This is a genomic window from Brevundimonas nasdae, assembly GCF_016654005.1.
GTDB classification, from domain to species: domain Bacteria; phylum Pseudomonadota; class Alphaproteobacteria; order Caulobacterales; family Caulobacteraceae; genus Brevundimonas; species Brevundimonas nasdae.
In genome coordinates this window covers 322520-345263 of sequence record NZ_JAEPWN010000003.1, presented here as the reverse complement: position 1 = coordinate 345263, position 22744 = coordinate 322520, and the positions used below count along the sequence as shown (strand labels likewise).

Sequence of the window (22744 nt, the reverse complement as noted above, 5' to 3'; positions counted from 1 at the left end):
TTGACGAGTTCCCACGTCATCGATCCGAAGACCGACGCATGGTATCTTTTCAAAAAGACCGCAGATAGTCAGTGTCGTATGATGACCTCGAAGGGTCATCGCAAGAACACCGCCGCCTGCGTTTCTCTTTCCAAATCAACAATGTCAAAGACCCAAACCGCTCCAGCGGCCCGACTTGTTTAGCGCCGGTGTCGTCGGCGGAGGCGGGTGTTTAGTCGCCTCAGTTTTGAAAGTCAAACACTTCGTTGAAGTTTTTTTCTTTCGTTCAAAACCCCGGAAGGTCTTGCCTCAGAAGCCCCGAGGGGCCCGTTGGAGAGGGGCGGTTTAGAGACCGTCCAAATCCCTGTCAACCTTTTCTTTTTCAAGAGAAAATCGATCAGCTCGCCGCCGCGAGGAGCGGCGAAGAGGGGCGGGGTTTAGGCCCCCGCCCGACCCGAGTCAACCGAACACTGAAGCTTTTTCAAAACTCGTTGTTCGGTCCGGTTTCAACCCCTAGCCCAGAGCGGCCAAAAGCTCCGGCACAGCCGTCTTATAGTCTGCGACCAGGCCGTAGTCGGCGACCTGGAAGATCGGCGCATCGGGGTCCTTGTTGATGGCCACGATGGTCTTGGAGTCCTTCATGCCCGCCAGGTGCTGGATCGCGCCCGAAATGCCGATGGCGATATAAAGGGCAGGCGCAACGACCTTGCCGGTCTGTCCGACCTGGTAGTCATTGGGCGCATAGCCCGCATCGACCGCAGCGCGCGAGGCGCCGATGGCGGCGCCCAGCTTGTCGGCCAGAGGCTCCATCACGGAATGGAACTCATCCGCCGAGCCGAGGGCGCGGCCGCCCGAAACGATGATCTTGGCGGCGCCCAGTTCAGGACGATCCGACTTGACCATTTCTTCCGACACGAAGGCCGTCTTGGGCGCATCGGCGCCGGCGACGCTCTCTATAGTGGCGGAACCGCCCTCAGCCGCAGCGGCGAACGCCGTCGGGCGCACGGTGATGACCTTCTTGGCGTCAGAGGACTGGACCGTCTCCAGCGCATTGCCCGCATAGATGGGGCGCACAAAGGTGTCGGCCGAGACGACCTCGACGATGTCGGAAATCGGGGCGACGTCCAGCTTGGCGGCGATGCGCGGTGCGAAATTCTTGCCGTCGGTCGAGGCCGGGGTCAGGATCGCGTCATAGTTGGCGGCCAGGGGCACGACGGTCGCTTCAACCGCTTCGGCCAGGCCGTGGCCCAGACCGGCGCTTTCCGCCAGCAGCACCTTGCGGACGCCTGCGATCTTGGCGGCGCTGTCGGCGGCGGCCTGTGCGCCCTGCCCCACGACCAGAACGTCCACGTCGGACGACAGGCCCAGAGCGGCGGTCACGGTCTTGTTAGTGGTGTCGCGAACGGCGGAGCCGTCGTGATCGGCGATGACGAGGACAGCCATATTACAGCGCTCCCGCGGACTTGAGCTTGGAAACCAGTTCGGCGGCGTCGGCGACCTTGACCCCGGCGGAACGCTTGGGCGGTTCGGTAACCTTCACGACCTTCAGACGATCGGCAACATCCACGCCGTAGTCGGCGACCGCCTTGACGGCGATCTCCTTCTTCTTGGCCTTCATGATGTTGGGCAGGCTGGCGTAGCGCGGCGTGTTCAGACGCAGATCCACCGTCACGACCGCGGGCAGTTCAGCCGCAACCGTCTGCAGACCGCCGTCGACTTCACGCGTCACCGTGGCCTTGCCGCCGTCGATGACCAGCTTGCCGGCGAAGGTGGCCTGGGGCCAGTCCAGCAGGGCGGCCAGCATCTGGCCCACGGCATTGTTGTCGCCGTCGATGGACTGTTTGCCCATCAGGACCAGGTCGGGCTTCTCTTCCTCGACCACCGCCTTCAGCAGCTTGGCGACCGCCAGCGGCTCCAGATCGGCGTCCGACTGGATCAGCACGCCGCGGTCCGCGCCCATGGCCAGGGCCGTGCGGATGGTTTCCTGTGCCTGGGTCACGCCGATGGAGACGACCACGATCTCGGTCGCGGTTCCGGCTGCGTGATGTTCCTTGCCTTCCTTAAGACGCACAGCCTCTTCGACGGCGATCTCGTCGAAGGGATTCATGCTCATCTTTACGTTGGCCAGATCGACGCCTGACTGGTCCGCCTTGACGCGGGCCTTGACGTTATAGTCGATCACCCGTTTGACGGGGACGAGTACCTTCATGGGTCTATCCGTGAAATCGCCTGAATGTAGAGGCAGGGACATGGAGCGGTCGCGAAGGCCTGTCAACGTAACGCGGGGTCAAGCTTTGGCTGCGCGCCACACCCAACGGATCAATCGATGAAGCGTTTCCTGACCTTTCCCCGCCTGGCCATGCTGTTCGCGGGGGTCTTCGGCCTGGCGGTGATCGGCGTCTTCGCCATCCAGAACTATTGGGTCGCGCCGGGCAAACGCTGCGAGGCGGCGGGCAAATGGTACGACATGGAAAACCGCATCTGCGCCCAGCCCATCTCGATCGCGGAAATCACCGGCCGTCCGATCGGCGTGTCGCGCGCCGAAGCCTCGGCCGAGAAGAATCGCGAACTGGTGAAGATCGAAAACGAGATCGCCCTGCAGAATCAGGCGCGCGACGCCGAGATCGCTCGCCAGAAGGCGGCGCTGGCCGCCCGCAAGGGCAACTGATCCAGAAGGTTTAGCGGGTCGCGCCCGGCTTCCACTTGATGTCGTTGGCGCCATTGGCGTTGGCGCGGCGGCCGGCGACGAACAGATGGTCGGACAGGCGGTTGAGGTATTTCACCGCCGCCGCGTTCACCGCCTCGCCCGATTCCACCAGACGCACCGCCTCGCGCTCGGCGCGACGACAGACCGTGCGCGCCACATGCAGATGCGACGACAGGGGCGAGCCGCCCGGAAGGATGAAGCTGTCCAGCGGCTTCAGGCTCTCGTTCATCCAGTCGATTTCCTGCTCCAGCCGTTCGACCTGGCTGTCGATGATGCGCAGGGCCTCCCAGGCCGGGGGCGGATCGAGGGGGGTGGCCAGATCGGCGCCCAGATCAAACAGCTCGTTCTGGATCCGACCCAGCATGGCGTCGATCCGGTCGTTCTGGCCGCTGTTCAGGCGGGCCACGCCGATGACGGCGTTCAACTCGTCCACCGCGCCATAGGCTTCGACCCGGCGGTCCGTCTTTGACACCGGCGCGCCCGACGCCAACCGCGTCTGTCCGCCATCGCCGGTCCGGGTGTAGATCTTGTTCAGCACGACCATGATCAGCCTCCGCGCGTCGCCTTCCACAACATCCCGACCACCAGCAGCAGGATCGCCACCGCCTGCAGGCCGACCCGCAGCCGCATCAGCTTGTTGGAGTTGGAGCGTGCATACTCCCCGCCCCGGAACAGCGAATAGAGACCGAAGCCCAGGGTGACGGCGACGGCGGCGATAGCGACCAGGATCAGGATGTCGAAAATCTGCATGGCCCCGTTCTAGGCCCGCAAGCGGCGCCGCGCCAGCGCAAGGGACCGGATCAGCCGCCGCTGAAAAACCGCGCCCTCAAGGGTGCGACACTTGCGACCCTTTCGCACACCCCCCTTGGTGCGGATTTGCGAATGATGTTGAGAGGCGCTCGCAACAACCGGGACCTTTCTCAAGATGACCTTCTCCACCCGCGCTCGCCTGCTGGCCGGCGTTTCGTGCGCCTTCGGCCTGACCTCCGGCGCCGCCCTCGCCCAGACGTCGTCCGCGACGACACAACCGGCGAACCTGGAGGAAGTCGTCGTCACCGCCTCGGGCTTTGAGCAGCGCATCACCCAGGCCCCCGCCTCCATCAGCGTCATCCCCCGCGCCGAGATCGAAGAGATCCGCGCCGTCTCGTTGGCCGAAATCCTGAACAACGTCGAAGGCGTCGACACCGGCGCCGCTGTCGGCAAGACCGGCGGCCAAACCATCAACATCCGCGGCATGGGCTCCGACTACACCCTGATCCTGGTCGACGGCCGTCGCCAGAACACGGCGGGCAGCGTGACCCCGAACGGTTTCGGCGAAACCTCGTCCAGCTTCATGCCGCCGGTCTCGGCCATCGAGCGCGTCGAGGTCGTGCGCGGCCCGGTGTCGACCCTGTATGGCTCGGACGCCATGGGCGGGGTAGTCAACATCATCACCCGCAAGATCGGCGACAGCTGGCACGGCTCGGCGACCGCGCATTACACGATCCAGGGCGATGACGAGTTCGGCGCCATCCGCGGCGGCGACGTCTATCTGGCCGGTCCTCTGGTCGCGGACCGCATCGGCGTGTCCATCCGGGCGTCACGTTCGGAGCGTGAACAGTCGAAACTGACCTATGAGACCATCAACGGCGTCCAGACGCCGGTGTCGGGCTTTGGCCGCAGCGCCACCGCCAACCAGATCTGGTCGGCGGGCGGGCGCGTCGCCTTCAACCTGCACCCCGACCATGACCTGTGGATCGACGGCGACGTGACGCGCCAGTGGTACGACAACTCAAAGGGCCAGATGGGCACCGCCACCACCGCAGGCGGCTATGACCGGTTCCTGGAGTTCAACCGCGACCAGATCTCGGTGGCCCACAACTGGCGCCTGCCGTTCGGCGTGCTGGAGTCCAACTATTCGCTGAACAAGACGACCACCGACGGGCGCATCATCCCCAACGGCGTGGCGGGCGCAGGCGGTTCGCGGACGCTGGAGAGCGAGAACCGCATCTTCGACACCAAGCTGTTCTCGCAATGGCGCAACCACACCTTCACCGTCGGCGGCCAGCATTGGGAAGCCGAAATGACCGATGGCGTGGTGTCGGGCACGTTCAACCACACCCAGTGGGCGGTCTTCGCCGAAGACGAATGGCGCTTCACCGACAGCCTGGCCCTGACGCTGGGCGCGCGCCACGATGATCACTCGACCTTCGGTTCGCACTTCAGCCCGCGCGCCTATCTGGTGTGGAACCCCAACGAGACCTGGACGGTGAAAGGCGGCGTCAGCCAGGGCTTCAAGACCCCGCGCCTTGAGCAGTTGGCCTCGGGCATCAACGGCTTCGGCGCCCAGGGCCGCCTGCCCCTGCTGGGCAGCCCCGGTCTGAAGCCGGAAACCTCGACCTCGACCGAGTTCGCTGTTCTCTATGACGACCGCCGACATCTGCGCGCCGGCGTGACCGTCTTCCACAACAAGTTCGAAGACAAGATCGCCTCGGGCGTGCCCATCGCCAACTGCGTGTTCGGCCTGACCCAGGCTCAATATAATGCAGGCGGCTACAACACATCAGGCTGCTATGATGTGGGCTTCTACACCCCCTACATCTCCACGGTCGCCAGCTATGGCCAGAGCGTGAACATCGACGAGGCGGTGACGCAAGGGGTCGAGGCCTACGCCCGCTATCGCTTCAACGACGCCTGGACGCTTCAGGGCAACTACACCTTCACCGACAGCGAACAGAAGTCGGGCGCAGCCGCCGGCCAGCCCCTGACCGACACGCCCGAGCATATGCTGAACGGCAATCTGCGCTGGGTCGCCAATGACCGCCTGAACCTTTGGCTGCGCGGCGAATACCGCTCGTCACGCTATCGCGGCGAGGGCGCGGCCCAGACGGCGTTGGGCGACTACAAGGCCTACAGCCTGTTCCACCTGGGCGGCGCCTATCAGATCGACAAGAACCTGACCCTGAACGCCGTGGTCTATAACCTGTTCGACAAGGATTTCGTCAGCCTGCTGCCCTACGGACCGACGCCGACCTATGCGCCCGAGTTCGCCAACAACCAGGAGCCGCGCCGCCTCTGGATTTCGGTCACCGCCGCCTTCTGATTTCCTCTCCCAGCCTATCGACAGGGGTCGCTTCGGCGACCTCTGTTCTTTTTTGCGCCTCAGCTAAGCCCTTGGTCACCATTAGGCGTCATCCTGGCGTCATGACTGATCGCGCCGTCCGCAGCCTCGAACACCTCAAGGGCTCCGCCTCCACCGCCCGCGTGCTGAATCTGTTGCGCGTCTGGGAGGAGAACGGCGACGGCGGCAGCGACGGCGTGGCCAAGAACCCGGAATGGGCCGAACGTCCCATCTTCCACACCACAGCCCTCAACCGGGCCCTGATCATCAAGCACCGTCTGCGCCGCAATGAGTTCGACCTGTTCACCGGGCGGCGTCAGGTGGCGACCAAGATCATCATCCCCATCGACGAAGCCGATCTGAAGACCGGCGGCCGCTATGTCTTCGTCAACCAGATCGGCTTCGAACGGGCGATGACCGAGGCGTTCGGCGTGGCGCCGGACCATCCCGACATCACCACCCTGCGCCTGATCGACAAGCTGCCCTCGCTGGACCCCTTCCTGCTGCGTGAACAGCTGCGGCGCGGCGGCCAGGACCCGGCGGCCTGCTATTTCTCGATCAGCGAAGGCGATCTTCAGCGCATGACCGCCTTCGTGCGGTGCGAGATCGAGCCGCTGGTGACCCTGAGCCTGGGGCCGGACACCATGGCCCTGGCGCACGAATCCGCCACCCGCATGGCCGCCAAGATCCTGTCCAACAGCCCCGGCGACCAGTTGGACGCCCTGCGACAGACCCTGCGCCTGGCGCCGGAGCAGTATCAGGAGGGCGTCTTCTGCTGGAAGGGCTTCCTCTATTACAAATGGACCCTGTCCACCCTGCTCAGCGAAGTCGGCGTCGTCGCCGAATCCGTGCGCACCACCCATCCGGCGGGCAGGATGGACCGGGCCGCCCGCGAATATCTGGACCGCAGCCGCGAAGTCCTGCGCATGCGCATCATCAAGACCTGCGACGAGGTCAGCCGCACCCTGCGCGTCTATGACGACGCCTACGCCAAGCTGACGCAGGAAGGCCATCCGGTCGCCTTCCGCGACTTCCTGCTGGACGCCCCGGCCATGTTCGCCAAGCTGGGCGACCAGCTGGGCGCGGTCCAGCATATCGTCAGCTACTGGCGCTTCCGCTTCGGCCCCAACAGCCCCCCGGTCAATGTCGAGGAGCTGATGGACATCTTCATGGACTTCGAGACCGGCCTTCTGGGTCGGGGCGAAATCCCCGAGGCGTCAGGCGTTCTGGCCGCCTGACGGGCGGAAAAGGTTGCATCCCCGCCCCCCCGGTCTTATGCGCGCGTCAACTTCCCGAACGCTTGCAAAAGAGTTGCCATGTCCGCCCCTGCCGACAAGCCCGTCAAAAAGGTCGTTCTCGCCTATTCGGGCGGTCTCGACACCTCGATCATCCTGAAGTGGCTTCAGACCGAATATAACGCCGAGGTCGTGACCTTCACGGCGGACCTGGGCCAGGGCGAGGAGCTTGGCCCGGCGCGCGAGAAGGCCCTGAAGCTGGGCATCAAGCCCGAGAACATCTTCATCGACGACCTGCGCGAAGAGTTCGTGCGCGACTTCGTCTTCCCGATGTTCCGCGCCAACGCCCTGTATGAAGGCCAGTATCTGCTGGGCACCTCCATCGCCCGCCCGCTGATCGCCAAGCGCCAGATCGAGATCGCCAAACAGGTCGGCGCCGACGCCGTCTGTCACGGCGCCACCGGCAAGGGCAACGACCAGGTGCGGTTCGAGCTGGGCTACTACGCCCTGAACCCCGACATCCACGTCATCGCCCCCTGGCGCGAGTGGGAGTTCCGCAGCCGCGAGGCCCTGCTGGACTTCGCAGAGAAGAACCAGATCCCGATCGCCAAGGACAAGCGCGGCGAGGCTCCCTTCTCGGTCGACGCCAACCTTCTGCACTCCTCGTCCGAGGGCAAGGTGCTGGAAGACCCGGCGGTCGAGGCGCCCGAGTTCGTGCACCAGCGCACCATCTCGCCGGAAGACGCGCCGGATACGCCGACCGTCATCGAGATCGGCTTCGAAAAGGGCGACGCCGTGTCGATCAACGGCGAAGCGATGTCGCCCGCCACCCTGCTGACCGCGCTGAACCAGTACGGCCACGACAACGGCATCGGCCGTCTGGACCTGGTCGAGAACCGCTTCGTCGGCATGAAGTCGCGCGGCGTCTATGAGACCCCCGGCGGCACGATCCTGCTGGCGGCGCACCGCGGCATCGAGTCGATCACCCTGGATCGCGGCGCCATGCACCTGAAGGACGAACTGGCGGTCAAATACGCCCACCTCGTCTATAACGGCTTCTGGTTCTCGCCCGAGCGCGAGATGCTGCAGGCCGCCGTCGACAAGAGCCAGGAAAAGGTCTCCGGCACGGTCAAGGTCAAGCTCTACAAGGGCAACACCACCGTCATCGGCCGCGAAAGCCCCTACAGCCTGTACGATCAGGATCTGGTCACCTTCGAAGAAGGCGTCCAGGCCTATGACCACCACGACGCCGAGGGCTTCATCAAGCTGAACGCCCTGCGCCTGCGCGTCCTCGCCAAGCGCGACGCCCGCAAGGGGTAAGTCCAATCGACATTCGGTTGGCCGACGTTAAGCCGTCATTCCGGGTTCTTCGCTTCGCTCAGCCTCGGAATGACAGCTTCGGACTGAATGTCGACCGAGCCTAGGCCATCTAAGGCCGGGCGATCCTCAGGATCGCCCGGTTCTTGTCGTCGGTCACCCAGATCGACCCGTCCCGCGCCACGGCCATGACCACCGGCGCGCCCTGCGGCTGACGGTCCGCAATCCTGTTCCAGCCCGGCGTCAGCACCCTGCCCCGAATACTGGGCGCCCCCGCCGGATAGGCCAGCGACCCGCGCGGATAGATGGCGTAGCGCCCGCCGCGATCCACCAGCGGCACGCCCTGCCCGTCCGTCTCCGCCGCCACGATGCGTCCGCCCGCCCGGCGATAGCCGTGCCAGGTCATCAGCAGACGCCCGCGCAGCTCCGGGAACATGGTCCCCTCATAATAGATCAGGTCCAGCGGCGCCGCGTGCGGCGGCAGCAGGGCGACGGGGCTGGCGCGCTGGCTGCAGCGTGACTGGGCCGCGCTCCATCCTGGCAGGGGCGTCGCCAGATCCACGCAATAGGGCCAGCCGTAGTCGCCGCCCTGACGTAGCACATTGATCTCGTCATACGGATGATCCGGCGTGGTCAGATCGACCGAGTTCTCGCCCTGCAGGATCGTGCCGGACGGATGCCGCACCAGGGCGATGGAGTTGCGCAGACCAGACGCGAAGACCGTGCTGTCCTCAGACCAGCGCCCGCGTCCCAGATAGGCGTGTCGGCGCACCTGGGCCGTCGCTGCGCTGTCGATGCAGGCGCCGGTGGCGTCGACCAGCGGCTTGCCGGATGGATCGACGCAGCGATCCGTCGGCGCGCCCACATTGACCAGCAGATCGCCGTTGCCGTTGAAGACGAAGCTGGACAGCGGGTGGCGGTTGTCGTGCAGCTGGTTGTCCGGCAGGCCGCCGATCACCGTGCGGACGCTGGCGGCCGGATCAGCGGCGTCGGGGTCCAGGGTCAGGATGCGGTTCATCTCCGACACATAGATGCGTCCGTCCGGCCCGCGTGCCACGGTGTGGGGCATGCTCAGGCCGCGCGCCAGCCGTCGCCAGCTGGCTGCGCCGTCGCTGCCTACGCTCAGCCGCCAGACCGCGCCCCGACCTGCAGTCCAGGCGCCCAGATCGGTCACCAGCCAGTCGCCGTCGGCCAGCTGCATCAGGCCGCGCGGCATCAGCGGTCCGTCGGCGCCCGCCCCCTGCCAGACCAGCCCCAGACAATAGTTCGGGGCCATCCGCACCGTCGTGGCGGGCGTTCCGGCGCACTGGCCCTCGGTCACATACTGACGCCGCGCGGCGGTCTGCGCCTGCGGACTTGAGGCGGCGCCGACGACCCCGGCGAAGGCCAGAGCGGCGGCGAGAAGCGGGGTCAGTTTTCGCATCGTCATGACCGGATTCATGCGACCCCAGGCGGCGCTCTGGCAAGGGCGCCCGCCCCGGAACGAACGAATGCCGCAATACGGGCTTGCCACCGCCGTCATAGGCCTTGAGGTTGTGCGCCTGAAAATTGGAGTTTCAAATGCGCCTTCTGACCCCGCTGGCCGCCGCAGCCGCCCTCGCCTTCGCCGCTCCGGCCTTCGCCCAGAGCACGCCCCCAGCCCCCCCGGCAGCTCAAGTCGTGAGCCCCGAGGAAGCCGCCATCGAAGCCAAGGGGCAGGCCTTCGAGGCGGTCATCAACCAGATGAACGCCGAGCTGGAGGCCATTCTGAAGGACGAGAGCAAGAGCGCCGCAGCGGTCACCGCCGAAACCAACGCCGTGATCGACCGTCGCGCCGCCGACATCAACACCTTCGCCAATGAGGTCGAAGCCTTCATCAAGGCCGAAGCCGCCAAGCCCGAACACGCGGCCCAGAAGGACGAAATGATCGCCGGCGCCGCCCAGACCCAACAAGCCATCGCCAGCATTCCGGACCAGATCCGCGCCGGCGTTCAACAGGCTCTGGCCGCACGCGCCGCCGCTCCGGCCCGGCCCCAGTAAGTCCGCCTTACCGCGATTTCACTTGAGACAGGGCGGCGTTGGGCACAGGTTCGGCGGGTCAACAAAGGGGTTCCTCCCATGATCCGCATGCTCAGCCTGACGGCCGCCCTGGCCCTGCTGCCCCTCTCGTCGGCCCTGGCGCAGGAGGCGACGCCCGCACCCGGTTCCGCCGAAGCCCGCCTTCAGGCCGCCTCCAGCGCCTTTGAGCAGCGGATGGAGCGTTTCGGCCAGCGCGCCGAGGCCCTGTCGCTGGACAACAGTCTTCCCGAACTCGAAAAAACCGCGCGCATGGCCGCCTTGTGGGCCGAGTATGCGCCGGACGTGACCGCCTTCACCGCCGAGGCCACGCGCCAGGCCTCCCAGATCGCCGCCGAGGCGCTGAAGGACATCGACGTCAACGCCCTGGTCGCCGAAGCCCTGAACGATCCTGATGTGCAGGAAGCGATGCAGAGCGGCGCCGCCGCCGGGACCGGCATCGCCCGCAACAGCGCCTGGACCAACCCCAGCCCTGAACAGATCGAGACCTACGGCCTGATCGCCCAGTACGCGCTGGACCAGGCGCAGGACGCCGTCGGCCCCTCGGATCAGGCGGACGAAGACGCCGCCAAGGCCAAGCCCGCCGTCCAGCACCCGTAATCGCGCGCTTTCGCCCTCGGCGAACTTGACGCAGGCGACGCTGCGCCCGACACCGCCCCCATGTCCGCCCTGCCCGTTGATCCGCACCTGTATGTCACCTTCCTGGGCGTCATGGTGGTGATGGCCATAACCCCCGGACCGGCAAACCTTTTTGCAGTCGCATCGGGGGTCGAGAAGGGGCACGCCTCGGCCTTGGTCAGCGTGGTCGGCATGAACACGGCCACCCTGGTCTGGTTCGGCGCGGCGGCCCTGGGCCTGGGCGCTTTGGTCAAGGCCTTTCCCGAGGTCTTCCGCATCATCGCCATCCTCGGCGCTCTCTATGTCGCCTGGCTGGGGCTGAAGGCCCTGATGGGCGCCTTCAAGACCGCCGCCCAACCCGATCAGGTCGTGGTGCGCAAGGATCGCGGCGCCTTCCTCGACGGGTTCGCCGTCCAGATCGCCAACCCCAAGGCCATCCTGTTCTTCACCGCCGTCCTGCCGCCCTTCGTGGATGTGAACCGCCCCGTGGCGCCGCAGCTGATCCTGTTCGCCGTCGCCGTCATCGGCATGGATATGATGTCGATGAGCGCCTACGCCCTGTCGGGCGCCGCGCTGTCACGACGCATGCAGGAGCCGCGTTTCAAACGCGGTTTTGGGCTATTCGTCGGCATCCTGCTGCTCACCGCCGCCGTCCTGATCGTGTTACGCCTCTAGACGCGGCGGAGCTTCATCCCAGATTGGCGTGGAACGGGCCGTTCATGCGTCGTTCAGCCGTCAGCGCGCCCAATTGGGCAACAAGGAGTGTGATCTACATGCGTGCCCTACCTCTGAAGACCTTGGCGGTGACTTTGGCCGCTGGACTCGCGCTGGCCGCCTGCGCCACCGCCACGCCCTATCAGCCCGCAGGCCTCAACGGACAGCGCGGCGGCTATGCCGAACAGCGTCTGGAGAACAACCGCTTCCGCGTCAGCTTCTCCGGCAACTCGGTGACCTCGCGCGATCAGGTCGAGATGTCCCTGCTGCTGCGTTCGGCCGAACTGACGGTCGAGAACGGCTTCGACTGGTTCGCCACCGTCAACCGCGCCACCGACCGCGACACCCGCTTCGTCTCGACGCCGGATCCGTTCTACTCGCGCTACAACAGCTTCTATGGCCCCTACTGGGGTCCGTCGTGGCGCTACTACCGCAGCGGATTCTGGAGCCCGTGGGATCGTTGGGGCGCCAATGACTTCGACGTTCGCCAGGTCGACCGCTACGAAGCCAATGCGGAAATCATCATGGGTCGCGGTCCCAAGCCCGCCAATGATCCGAACGCCTTCGACGCCCGCGAAGTCGTCCAGAACCTGAGCACCCGCGTCACCCGCCCCGGCGCCTGACCCATAAATGCGAAGGGCGGCCTGAGACTTCGGTCCCGGGCCGCCCTTTTTCTTTTTGAACTCAGCCGACGCGCGGCGTCTTCAGGCGCCGCTTGTTGGCGTGCGTCGCCGGGGCGGCGCCCAGGTCCTCCGGGATTTCCCCCTTGAAGTAGAAGCGCTGCCACGCCTCCTTGGCCGCATCGGGATCGCCCGAGGCCAAGCGGGTGTTGAAGTCGGTGCGCGCCCGGTTCCAGGCCTCGAACTGGCCCTTCATCACCGGATTGGATTCCAGGGTGCGGATCACCGGCTGGAACTGCTCGACCTTCTTGTGCTCGACCAGATTGATGAAGCAGAAGGGCTCGCCCTTCTCGAACTTCACCCGGCCTGGACGCGTGAACAGCCAGTTCATCGTGAAGGGGAAAGGCAGCCAGTCCGTCTCGATCAGGCCGACCAGAGGCTGGATGCCGTCCTTCATATGGTTGGGCGAGCCCGAGCAGATCATCCCCCAGCCGGGCGGCGTGCGGAACAGATACTGCGGATGCATGGTCAGAACCCCGCGCGAGAAATGCGAGGTGACGAAATGGTCCAGGTCCGCCTGCGGGCGGTCCGGCGTGATGGTGATGTCGTCCTGGCGTGGGCCGCCGTTCCATTCCGCCGTAAAGCCGAACGGGCACAGGATCTCCCACCCCGTCGTATTGGCCATGTTCAGCGGCAGACAGCGATAGGGGTGGCGGCTGGCGAAGGCGTCCATCCAGTTCCGCGACTGGCGCCCGGGCACCAGATCCGGGGGCCGCGACGACATCGGATAGCATTCCAGTTCCAGCGGGCGGGTGTTCGCGGTATCGACCATGACCCTCTCCTACCGCCCTGTTTGCGACGGCTCAACCATGACTGACCAGCCCGCCCCCGACGCCGCCCCCGACCTCGCCCCCGCCGACCTCCCCGCCGACCTCCCCGCCTACGACCGGGATCGCCTGACTGCCTGGATGGCCGAAAACGACGTGGCCCACGTCACCCACGACCACCCCGCCGTATTCCGCGTCGAGGAGGGGCTGGAGCTGAAGGCGGGCCTGCCCGGCGCCCACACCAAGAACCTGTTCCTTAAGGACCAGAAGGGCCGCCTGTGGCTGATCTCGGCGCGTCAGGACACGGTGATCGACCTGAAGCGCGCGGCGGGCGTGATCGGCGCGGCCAAGCTGTCGTTCGGCAACGAGGCCCTGATGTGGGAGACCCTGGGCGTGCGCCCCGGCTCGGTCACGGCCCTGGGCCTGATCAACGACACGGACCACCGTGTGACCTTCGTGCTGGATCAGCGCCTGTGGGACGCCGACATCGTCAACTTCCACCCCCTGACCAACACCGCCACCACCGCCCTGGATCAGACGGCGTTCCGGCGGGTGCTGGAGCTGTTGGGACGAGCGCCGATCGTGGTGGATTTCGAGACGCTGGGCTGAATTCGAAGCCGTGACGAAGCGGTGTTCATGCAAGCTGAATTTCGGCTTTGCGTGCAGGCGTAAAAACCTGCTTTCGACCCGTTGCGGACAACCTGATCGGACTGCCAATATGAAATCATGAGAGCATGGATAGCGACGGGATTTTCGGCATCGCTTCTCACTGCGTGTGCGCCACACCATCCCCTGTTGGATATCTACCCAGAACTTCGACGTGTGCCGCAAGGCGCATGGTGTGAAGCAAGAGGCGGGAGTCCAACAGAGATTCTTGAGCCTGACGAAACTGGCCGTCTTAGGGTCAAGATTGTCGGTTGCAGCATACTTCCTCATACGTCTGGCGAAAGTCAGAGGCTAAGCATCCGGGATTGGATCGCCGAAAATGACAAGTCCGGCACGAGCCGCTAAACCTCCGCTATCCCACCCTTAGCGGCCCCTCGAACAGCCCGCTCTCTGCTCCCCCGCACAAGCCAGGACCCGCCCGTCGCCGTAGTCCCCGGTCAGGCGTCCAGTGCGCGCCCAATCCAGAACGGCTTGAAAATAGCCCGGCGGATTGCCCAGCGAGGTGCGGGCGCCGTCGGGGGCGGTTTCGAAACGGGTCAGGCCGTGGTCCGTGCCGGGGTATTGCATCACCGTGATCGGACGCCCCTGCGCCGACAGGTCGATCAGCCGCTGGCGGGTGGCCTCGGGCGGGGCCTTGGTGTCCTCGCCCGCCAGAATCCACAGCATGGGCGTGTTCAACCCGCTCAGCACCGGCAGGGGGTCATAGGTCCATGAGGTGCCGACGTCATACTGGGGCAGGATGGCGCGGATCTGGTCGTTGGTGGCGTTCAGCAACATGCCAGTGAAGCCGCCCTTCACGTCCGCGAACCACGGCGCGGCGCCATATCGGGCGCGTACGGCGTCCAGCCCCTCATAGCCGACCGCGCTGTTGGAGGCGACGAAGGCGCCCATGGCGTCGGTGATGTCGCGCGCCTGGGCCAGGACGTCCGGCCCCCAGCCCCTGGCCTTCAGCCCCTGCGCCACCAGGTCGCTTTCCTGCGCCAGGGGCGAATAGGCCAGTCCATAGTCGACGATGACGAAATCGACGGGCGTGCGGCTGGCAGCCAGGGGGGCGACCCACCCGGCCTGACTGCCGCCATGCAGACCCACTCGGCCCGCGCGCCGACCGGCCAGGCGCCGGGCCTCTGTCACAGCGGCGGCGGCATCATCGGCCAGGATGTCGAAATCCTGGGTGTAGTGCCCCTCGGACCCGCCCGAGCCGCGCTTGGCATAGACAAAGACGCCGACGCCGGAGGCCGGGGCGAACCGCTGGAAGACATTGAAGTCCAGCGCATTGGCGCCTTCCGATCCATGCACCTCGACCATGATCGGCGCGGAGCCCGCGCCCGGCGGCAGGATCAGCCGCCCCGCCAGCCGGGTTCCGCCATGACCTGTGAAGACGACGTCCTGAACCTGCTGGCTGATGCGTCGCCCGGCCTGACCGTCAAAGACGATCCGAGCCTCGCCGCAGGCGCCCAGTTGCGGCTGCGGCCCCTCGACGCGGCGCGTCCCGCCCAGGGTGCTGATCCACAGGCCGTCGGCGCTCTGCGTCATCCGTCCGCTCGATCCGTCCAGACGCCGCCAGCGCAGACCCGCCTCCGGCAGGGGCGCGACATCCACCCAGCCGCCGTCCGCCAGACGATAAAGGCCCACATGACAGGCGACGGCGGGATTGGGGCGCAGATTGACATCGTCGCCCGGAACCTGGGCCAGGGCGGGCGAGGTCGCGATTGATGCGGCCAGGATCAGGCCGCTCAAGGTCAGGGAGAATGGCCGGGGTTGCGACACGGGATTTCCAATCGATAGGGGATGCAGGGCGATCTCCATTGTCGGACGCACGGGCGGCCGCTAGGCCTTCTTCGCGAGCGGCGCCGGAACTGCGTGAACGGGACAGGATGGACAGCGGGGTCATGACGACGGCGATGCGGCGCGGGCTGATCGACCTGGCCATATTGTGCGCCATCGGCCTGTTGATGGGGTTCCTGGCGCCCCTGAGCTGGGACCGCGCCCCCGTTCCGATCCGCTATCTGTACTGGATGATCTGCATTCTGGGCGCAGGCGGGCTGGCCATCACCCTCGACGCCTGGCTGAGCCGACGCATCGGCGTCCTGTGGCGGCGGCTGCTGGCGGTTTCGGTTCTGGCGGCGCCGCCGACGGCCCTGCTGGTGCTGACAGCCCAACACCTGCTGATCGGCGAGGCTTACAGCTGGCCCGCCTATCTGAAACTGTCGTGGCAGGCCTGGCCCATACTGCTGGCGGTGATCACGGTTCGGGCGCTTGTCTGGCGACGCCCGTCCCCGCGCATCCAGACCCGCATCCTCATCGCCCCGCCTTTGCCCGAGGCCGAGGCGGCCTTCCGACGGCGGCTGTCGGCCCGACGCCGCGCCGCGCGCCTGATCGCGGTCGAGGCCCACGACCATTATCTGAAGGTCCACACCGATGCGGGCGAGGAGCTGATCACCCTGCGCTTTACCGACGCACTGGACGAACTGTCGGGCGCCCACGGCTGGCGGGTGCATCGGTCCTGGTGGGTGGCGGCGGAGGCGGTCGAGAGCGTGCGCTGGCGGCGCGGCGCGGGCGAAATCACCCTGACGGGCGGCCTGAAGGCTCCTGTCAGCCGGACCCACGCCCCGGCCCTGAAAGACGCGGGCTGGCGGTCGCGGACCCCGCGTCCGGCGCTTTCGGCCAATTCAACGCTTGATGCCGACGCATCCCGACGCCATCTGGACCGTTGAACCTGACAGACCCTGCACGGACCCCGCCATGACCCTCGTTGATCCGACCCTAGACCCGAACCTCGCAGGCGACCTGATCAAGGAAGGCACCGACGCCTCCTTCATGACCGACGTCATCGAGGCCTCGAAGCACCAGCCGGTCATCGTCGACTTCTGGGCCACCTGGTGCGGCCCGTGCCGCACGCTGGGCCCGGCGCTGGAGAAGGCCGTGCGCGCCGCCAAGGGGGCGGTGAAGATGGTCAAGATCGATGTGGACGCCAACCCGGCCTATGCGGGCCAGCTGCGGGTGCAGTCGATCCCGACGGTCTACGCCTTCGTCAACGGCCAGCCGGTCGACGGTTTCCAGGGCGCCATACCGGACAGCCAGATCAAGGCCTTCATCGACAAGCTGACCGGCGGCCAGGGCGGTTCGACCGAGACGGCGCAGCTGCTGGACCTGGGTGAAGAGTCCCTTAGCCTGAACGATCTGGGCGGCGCCGCCCAGGCCTTCGCCCATGTGCTGCAGATCGAGCCTGAGAACGAAAAGGCCATCGCCGGGATGGCGCGGGTCTATCTGGCCGACGGCGACCGCGAACAGGCGCTGCAGACCATCGCCATGGCCCCGCAGGACTCCAAGGAGCCGACGGTCCAGAGCGTGCGCGCTCAACTGGCCCTGGCCGCGAAAGCCCCCGTCGGCGCCTCTGCCGAGCTGGAGAGCAAGGTCGCCGCAGACCCGAACGACCATCAGGCGCGCTTTGACCTGGCCGAGGCCCAGAGCGCGGCGGGCGACTTCAAGGGCGCGGTCGACAATCTGCTGCACATCATCAAGACCGACCGCGAGTGGAACGAACAGGCGGCGCGCAAGCAGCTGCTGGTCATCTTCGAAGCGGCGGGCCTGAGCTCGGACGTGGCCAAGGACGGGCGACGCCGTCTGTCCTCGATCCTCTTTTCGTAACGGGACGGCGGCCCATGCCCCAAAGCTATGTCAGGGCGCTGGACCTGCCGCAGGTGATCCCGGTCTTTCCGCTGGACCGGGTCATTCTGCTGCCGCGCGGCCAGCTGCCGCTGAACATCTTCGAGCCGCGCTATCTGAACATGATCGACGACGCCATGGCCGGGGACCGGATCATCGGCCTGGTCCAGCCGGTCGGCGGAACCCCCGCCCTGCCCGGTCTGTCGCCGGTCGGATGCGCCGGGCGGATCACCAGCTTCGCCGAAACGTCGGACGGCCGCTATCTGATCACCCTGACCGGGGTGTCGCGGTTCCGCATCGCCGCCGAACTACCGTCCAAGGCCCCCTATCGTCAGGTCCGCGCCGCCTTCGACGCCTATGAGGCCGATCTGGCCTCGCCTCCGGAGGAACCTGACTTCGACCGCCACGCCTTCCTGGACGCCCTGCGCAACTATCTGGCGCACCGGTCGCTGGACATCGACTGGGAGACGGCCGAGAGCGCGCCGATGGAGGCCCTGGTCAACAGCCTGTCCATGGCCCTGCCGTTCGAACCGGCCGAGAAACAAGCGTTGCTGGAGGCCGTCAGCCTTCTGCCGCGCTCGGAGGCCCTGATCGCCCTGATGCGGATCGACGCCGCAGACGGCGGTGACGACGCCTCTCCCTCCATGCAGTAGCGCGATGCGACAAGGCCCCCTACAACGGCCTCAAGCAGAGCAAGACGCGATAGGCCCATACAATGAGTGATGCTTTCAACACCCCCGTCTCGGTCGATCCGCGCCTGCTCGAAGTGCTGGTCTGCCCGGTCACGCGCGGCAAGCTGACCTATGACCGCAACGCCAATGAACTGATCTCGGCGGGCGCCAAGCTGGCCTATCCGATCCGCGAAGGCGTGCCGATCATGCTGGCGGAAGAAGCGCGTCAGATCGACTGACCGACGCGCCCAGCCCTTTCTGACATCCACAGGCCCGAGCGCAGCGCGTCGGACGGGCCCCAAGCAGCGCGACGCGCGATAGGCCCCAGCCCATGACTCTCAAGATCGCCATCCAGATGGACCCGATCGAGGCCGTCGACATCTCCTCGGACACCAGCTTCCTGATGGCCGAGACCGCTCAGGCGCGCGGTCACAAGCAATGGGTCTATGACTTCCGCACCCTGGCGCTGGAGGAGGGCCGTCTCTACTGCCGCGCGCGTGCGATCACCGTGCGGCGCGAGGCCGGCAACCACGTCGATTTCGGCGACTGGGAGACGCTGGATCTGGCTGAGGACGTGGACGTCATCCTGATGCGTCAGGACCCGCCGTTCGACATGGCCTATGTCACCGCCACCTATCTGCTGGAGACGGTCCACCCCAAAACCCTTGTGGTCAACGACCCCGCCCAGGTCCGTTCGGCGCCCGAGAAGCTGATGGTCACGGCTTTCCCCGGCCTGCAGCCCCCGACCCTGATCTCCGCCGATCCCGTCGCCCTGACCGCCTTCCACAAGAAGCATGGCGAGGTGGTGCTGAAGCCCCTGCACGGCAACGGCGGATCGGGCGTGGTCAAGCTGCGCGCCGACGATCCCAATCTGGACGCCCTGATCGAGATTCACGCCGCAGGCAGCCGCGATCCCCTGGTGATCCAGAAATTCATTCCCGCCGTAACCAAGGGCGACAAGCGCATCCTGCTGATCGACGGCGAACCGGTCGGCGCCATCAACCGCGTGCCGGCTGCGGGCGCCGTGCGTTCGAACCTGCACGTCGGCGGCACGGCCATGCCGGTCGAACTGACGCCGCGCGATCTTGAGATCTGCAAGGCCATCGGCCCCACGCTGAAGGAACGCGGCCTGATCTTCGTCGGCATCGACGTGATCGGCGACTATCTGACCGAGATCAACGTCACCTCGCCCACCGGCGCCCAGCAGTTGAAGACCTTCACCGGCATCGACGCCACGGCGCTGATGTGGGACGTCATTGAGAAGAAGTGCGCCGCACAGGTTGCGTGACCGCCACTTGAATTAGATTTCAGTTCGTGTTTCGTTCCCCAGCAACAGCGGGGGAGCAGCATGGTCGCGCGGGTTGTCACGGTCGCCTTTGACGGGGTCGAGGCCCGGCGCGTGGACGTTGAGGTCCAACTGATCGGCAACGACGGGCCGACGATCTTCAATATCGTCGGCCTGCCCGACAAGGCGGTCGCCGAAAGCAAGGAGCGGGTGCGCGGCGCCTTTGCGGGCATCGGCCTGGCCCTGCCCGCCAAACGCATCATCGCCAATCTGGCGCCCGCCGACCTGCCCAAGGAAGGCAGCCATTTCGACCTGCCCATCGCCCTGGCCCTGATGGCGGCCATGGGGGTGATCGCGCCCGACGCCCTGGACGGCTGGGCCGCCATCGGCGAACTGGGTCTGGACGGACAGATCGCGCGCGTGGGCGGCGCCCTGCCCGCCGCCGTCTCCGCCGACGCCATGGGCCTGGGTCTGATCTGCCCCGAGGTTTCAGGGCCAGAGGCGGCCTGGGCGGGCGGCGCGCGCATTCTGGCCCCGCGCTCGCTGATCAGCCTGATCAACCATTTCAAGGGAACCCAGGTGCTGCGGGCGCCGGAACCCGGCCCCCTGGCGTCCGGCGGCGTCGTGCCCGATCTGCGCGAGGTCAAGGGTCAGGAAAGCGCCAAGCGCGCGCTGGAGATCGCGGCGGCGGGCGGTCACAATCTGCTGTTCATCGGCCCGCCGGGATCGGGCAAGTCGATGATGGCGCAACGTCTGCCCGGCCTTTTGCCGCCCCTGACCTCGCAGGAACTGCTGGAGACCTCGATGGTCTGGTCCATCGCGGGCCTGATCGAGCGCGGCGCCCTGACGCGGGACCGCCCCTTCCGCAGTCCGCACCACTCCGCCTCGATGGCGGCCCTGACCGGCGGGGGCCTGCGCGCCAAGCCGGGCGAGGCCTCGTTGGCGCACAACGGCGTGCTGTTCCTGGACGAGTTGCCGGAATATTCGGCCCAGGCGCTGGATTCCCTGCGGCAGCCGCTGGAGACGGGCGAGATCGTGGTGGCCCGCGCCAACGCCCATGTCCGCTATCCCGCGCGGTTCCAGTTGGTGGCGGCCATGAACCCCTGCCGCTGCGGCATGGGCGGGGCCGGGCGCGGCGCCTGCGGCAAGGCCCCGCGTTGTCAGCGCGATTACCAAAACCGCATTTCCGGCCCCATGTTCGACCGCATCGACCTGACCGTGGAGACGCCGCCGGTCACCGCCGCCGACATGGCCCTGCCGCCGCCCGCCGAAGGCACGGCCGAGGCCAGGGCCCGTGTCGCCGCCGCCCGCGCCATGCAGGAGGAGCGGGTGCGGGCCGCAGGGCTCGATCCGGCGCAGGGCCTGAACGCCCGCGCATCCGGCGACACCCTGGACCGGTTCGCCACGCCGGACGAGGCGGGACGGATGCTGCTGATGCGCGCGGGCGAGGCGGGGGCGCTGACGGCGCGCGGCTGGACCCGCACCCTGCGGCTGGCGCGCACCATCGCGGATCTGGACGGAGCGACCGGCGTGCTGCGCCGCCATATCGCCGAGGCCCTGATCTATCGTCGCAACACCGTGGGCGCCGAGGCTGATTTCGACCGCCGTGTCGCCGCGCGCAGCGACGCCGGGTTCGGCGTGCGTGAAGACGAAGGGAAACAGACGCCCTTTCTCCACTCATGATGGAGCCATGGGCGCAGACAATCCTTAACCCGCCCCTCCTATCCTCACCGCCCTACGGAGAGCGGCCATGGCGCGACGGACAACAGCGAACCTGATCGAGGACGGCGCAGCGGACGCCGTCGATCCCGCCCAGCAATTCCTGCGGCTGATGAGCCACGAGATGCGCACGCCCCTGAACGGCGTCATCGGCATGATCAATCTGTTGCAGAACACCCCGCTGAACGGCGCCCAGCGCGCCTATGCCGAAACCGCACGCCAATCGGCGGAGCATCTGCTGGGTCTGGTCAACGACCTGCTCGACTATGCCCGGCTGGAGGCCCACGCGCTGGAGTTCGATCTGGCGCCGGTCGATCTTGAGGGGCTGGTGCGCGGCGTCGCCGAATTGCTCAGCCCCCGCGCCCATGACAAGGGGCTGGAGATCGTCTGGTCCGTCGCCGCTGACACGCCGGACATTCTGGCCGACGAAGGGCGTTTGCGTCAGGTCCTGTTCAATCTGGCGGGCAATGCGGTCAAGTTCACTGAAAACGGCGGGGTGCGGATATCGGTCGAATGCGCAGACACCGATCCAAACCGCCCGCGCCTGGCCTTCATCGTCGACGACACCGGGCCGGGCGTCGCCCCTGAAGCCCGCGACCGCATCTTCGAGGAGTTCGGCCATGCCGATTCGTCGGACGCCGTGCGCCATGACGGCGCGGGCCTGGGTCTGGCGGTCGTGCGCAAACTGGCCGCTGCCATGGACGGATCCGTCCAGGTCGAGGATCGGCCCGACGGCCCCGGCGCCCGTTTCCGCTTCATCGCCCCGTTCGATGTCGTCGCTGCGCCTCGCGGCCGTCCGCTTGAGGGCCAGACCGTGGCCGTGCGCTCGCCTCACCCCTTCATCCTGTCGGCCGCCGTCGAACAGATCGCGGCCTCCGGCGGCTTGGTCGCGGCTGACGCGCCGGTCGCCCTGATCGATCACGCCAGCGCGCCAAAAGCTGGGCTGGCGCCCCATCCCGAGACGGGCCGCGCCATCATCCTGCTGAAACCGTCCGAGCGTGACCTGATCGCCCGTTATCGGTCCGCTGGCTTCCACGGCTATCTGATCAAGCCCCTGCGCCGCGCCTCATTGGTCGAGCGGGTCCTGGCCGCCGTCGGCGACGTCGCCAGCGAAGCCGCAGCCCCCGCCCCTTCGCCCGAAGACGACCGCGTCGCCCCGGCCCGCTTCGCCGGCACGCGGGTGCTTTTAGCCGAAGACAATCCGGTCGGCGCCCTTCTGGCCCGCACCCTGCTGCGCCGCGAGGGCTGCGTTGTCGAAACCGCAGCCACGGGCGCCGAGGCGGTCGAGGCCGTCAGCCGCGCCCGTTATGATCTGGTCTTCATGGACATGCGCATGCCGGGCATGGACGGCCCCGCCGCCGCGCGCGCCATCCGGACCGCGGGTGATTCGACGCCCATCCTGGCCCTGACCGCCAACGCCTTCGCCGAGGACCGCCGGGCCTGTCTGGAGGCCGGAATGAACGACCATCTGGTCAAGCCGCTGGACGCCGCCTCGCTCCGCGCCGCTCTGGCCCGCTGGACGAACGCCGACGGACACGCCAAGGTCGGATGAATACAGGCGTCCG

At 66.8% G+C, this 22744-nt stretch carries 24 protein-coding genes; 17 read left to right on the top strand and 7 right to left on the bottom strand.

The annotated features are described in order from the left end of the window. A partial coding sequence (locus JKF87_RS18270; RefSeq protein ID WP_236261178.1) for a hypothetical protein occupies positions 1-183 on the top strand: 183 nt, incomplete at its 5' end. Between the two features lie 309 nt (positions 184-492). On the opposite strand, the gene JKF87_RS07335 is transcribed toward JKF87_RS18270, so the two are convergent. Both JKF87_RS07335 and JKF87_RS07330 read right to left on the bottom strand, forming a co-directional pair. Then, on the bottom strand, positions 493-1422 hold the full coding sequence (locus tag JKF87_RS07335) for an electron transfer flavoprotein subunit alpha/FixB family protein (RefSeq protein WP_201098867.1): 930 nt from the start codon (positions 1420-1422) through the stop codon (positions 493-495). 1 nt (position 1423) lies between these two features. Continuing rightward, positions 1424-2188: an electron transfer flavoprotein subunit beta/FixA family protein gene (locus JKF87_RS07330; protein ID WP_201098866.1), complete on the bottom strand. Its 765-nt coding sequence runs from the start codon at positions 2186-2188 to the stop codon at positions 1424-1426. 117 nt (positions 2189-2305) lie between these two features. On the opposite strand from JKF87_RS07330, the gene JKF87_RS07325 reads away from it, so the two are divergent. Further along, entirely contained in the window at positions 2306-2647 is a 342-nt protein-coding gene (locus JKF87_RS07325; protein ID WP_201098865.1) for a hypothetical protein, read from the top strand. Positions 2648-2657: 10 nt separating this feature from the next. Here the strand turns inward: JKF87_RS07325 and JKF87_RS07320 are convergent, their stop codons facing one another. Together JKF87_RS07320 and JKF87_RS07315 are read right to left on the bottom strand one after the other, a co-directional pair. Then, positions 2658-3230: a cob(I)yrinic acid a,c-diamide adenosyltransferase gene (locus JKF87_RS07320; protein ID WP_201098864.1), complete on the bottom strand. Its 573-nt coding sequence runs from the start codon at positions 3228-3230 to the stop codon at positions 2658-2660. 2 nt (positions 3231-3232) lie between these two features. Next, on the bottom strand, positions 3233-3436 hold the full coding sequence (locus JKF87_RS07315) for a twin transmembrane helix small protein (RefSeq protein ID WP_201098856.1): 204 nt from the start codon (positions 3434-3436) through the stop codon (positions 3233-3235). Positions 3437-3611: 175 nt separating this feature from the next. Between JKF87_RS07315 and JKF87_RS07310 the strand changes: the two genes are divergently transcribed. From JKF87_RS07310 to JKF87_RS07300, 3 genes are all read left to right on the top strand, one after another. Beyond that, on the top strand, positions 3612-5768 hold the full coding sequence (locus JKF87_RS07310) for a TonB-dependent receptor domain-containing protein (RefSeq protein ID WP_201098854.1): 2157 nt from the start codon (positions 3612-3614) through the stop codon (positions 5766-5768). A gap of 101 nt (positions 5769-5869) precedes the next feature. Further along, complete coding sequence (locus tag JKF87_RS07305) at positions 5870-7024, top strand: hypothetical protein (protein ID WP_201098852.1); 1155 nt, start codon at positions 5870-5872, stop codon at positions 7022-7024. Between the two features lie 78 nt (positions 7025-7102). Further along, the gene (locus tag JKF87_RS07300) at positions 7103-8341 is read left to right on the top strand and encodes an argininosuccinate synthase (protein WP_201098850.1); all 1239 of its coding nucleotides are present in this window, start codon (positions 7103-7105) and stop codon (positions 8339-8341) included. 109 nt (positions 8342-8450) lie between these two features. Here JKF87_RS07300 and JKF87_RS07295 read toward each other — a convergent pair whose 3' ends face one another. Then, the gene (locus JKF87_RS07295; RefSeq protein WP_236261177.1) at positions 8451-9767 is read right to left on the bottom strand and encodes a PQQ-dependent sugar dehydrogenase; all 1317 of its coding nucleotides are present in this window, start codon (positions 9765-9767) and stop codon (positions 8451-8453) included. 131 nt (positions 9768-9898) lie between these two features. Between JKF87_RS07295 and JKF87_RS07290 the strand changes: the two genes are divergently transcribed. From JKF87_RS07290 to JKF87_RS07275, 4 genes are all read left to right on the top strand, one after another. Further along, the gene (locus JKF87_RS07290) at positions 9899-10357 is read left to right on the top strand and encodes a translation initiation factor IF-2 (RefSeq protein WP_201098836.1); all 459 of its coding nucleotides are present in this window, start codon (positions 9899-9901) and stop codon (positions 10355-10357) included. A gap of 78 nt (positions 10358-10435) precedes the next feature. After that, positions 10436-10993, top strand: coding sequence for a hypothetical protein (locus JKF87_RS07285; RefSeq protein ID WP_201098834.1), 558 nt, complete (start codon positions 10436-10438; stop codon positions 10991-10993). Positions 10994-11053: 60 nt separating this feature from the next. Further along, entirely contained in the window at positions 11054-11686 is a 633-nt protein-coding gene (locus tag JKF87_RS07280; RefSeq protein WP_201098832.1) for a LysE family translocator, read from the top strand. A gap of 98 nt (positions 11687-11784) precedes the next feature. Then, positions 11785-12348: a CC0125/CC1285 family lipoprotein gene (locus tag JKF87_RS07275; protein ID WP_201098830.1), complete on the top strand. Its 564-nt coding sequence runs from the start codon at positions 11785-11787 to the stop codon at positions 12346-12348. 61 nt (positions 12349-12409) lie between these two features. On the opposite strand, the gene JKF87_RS07270 is transcribed toward JKF87_RS07275, so the two are convergent. Beyond that, positions 12410-13150, bottom strand: coding sequence for a DUF6065 family protein (locus tag JKF87_RS07270; protein WP_201098923.1), 741 nt, complete (start codon positions 13148-13150; stop codon positions 12410-12412). 163 nt (positions 13151-13313) lie between these two features. On the opposite strand from JKF87_RS07270, the gene JKF87_RS07265 reads away from it, so the two are divergent. Further along, a complete protein-coding gene (locus JKF87_RS07265) occupies positions 13314-13781 on the top strand; it encodes a prolyl-tRNA synthetase associated domain-containing protein (protein WP_236261200.1) in 468 nt (155 codons plus the stop codon). Between the two features lie 420 nt (positions 13782-14201). On the opposite strand, the gene JKF87_RS07260 is transcribed toward JKF87_RS07265, so the two are convergent. Beyond that, positions 14202-15605, bottom strand: a complete 1404-nt coding sequence (locus JKF87_RS07260; protein WP_201098826.1) for an alpha/beta hydrolase family protein — start codon at positions 15603-15605, stop codon at positions 14202-14204. A 122-nt stretch (positions 15606-15727) separates the two neighbouring features. Between JKF87_RS07260 and JKF87_RS07255 the strand changes: the two genes are divergently transcribed. The 7 genes from JKF87_RS07255 (at position 15728) to JKF87_RS07225 (ending at position 22731) form a co-directional block, all read left to right on the top strand. After that, positions 15728-16552, top strand: coding sequence for a LytTR family DNA-binding domain-containing protein (locus JKF87_RS07255; RefSeq protein ID WP_201098824.1), 825 nt, complete (start codon positions 15728-15730; stop codon positions 16550-16552). Positions 16553-16580: 28 nt separating this feature from the next. Next, positions 16581-17486: a thioredoxin gene (gene trxA / locus JKF87_RS07250; RefSeq protein WP_201098822.1), complete on the top strand. Its 906-nt coding sequence runs from the start codon at positions 16581-16583 to the stop codon at positions 17484-17486. Positions 17487-17500: 14 nt separating this feature from the next. Next, positions 17501-18157: an LON peptidase substrate-binding domain-containing protein gene (locus JKF87_RS07245; RefSeq protein ID WP_201098820.1), complete on the top strand. Its 657-nt coding sequence runs from the start codon at positions 17501-17503 to the stop codon at positions 18155-18157. 62 nt (positions 18158-18219) lie between these two features. Next, positions 18220-18414, top strand: coding sequence for a Trm112 family protein (locus tag JKF87_RS07240; protein ID WP_201098812.1), 195 nt, complete (start codon positions 18220-18222; stop codon positions 18412-18414). 92 nt (positions 18415-18506) lie between these two features. Then, on the top strand, positions 18507-19463 hold the full coding sequence (gshB, locus tag JKF87_RS07235) for a glutathione synthase (RefSeq protein ID WP_201098810.1): 957 nt from the start codon (positions 18507-18509) through the stop codon (positions 19461-19463). Between the two features lie 60 nt (positions 19464-19523). Further along, positions 19524-21143 (top strand): YifB family Mg chelatase-like AAA ATPase, encoded by a 1620-nt coding sequence (locus JKF87_RS07230; protein ID WP_201098808.1) that lies wholly within the window; start codon positions 19524-19526, stop codon positions 21141-21143. A 67-nt stretch (positions 21144-21210) separates the two neighbouring features. Further along, on the top strand, positions 21211-22731 hold the full coding sequence (locus tag JKF87_RS07225) for a response regulator (protein ID WP_201098799.1): 1521 nt from the start codon (positions 21211-21213) through the stop codon (positions 22729-22731). The last annotated feature ends 13 nt before the right edge of the window (positions 22732-22744 follow it).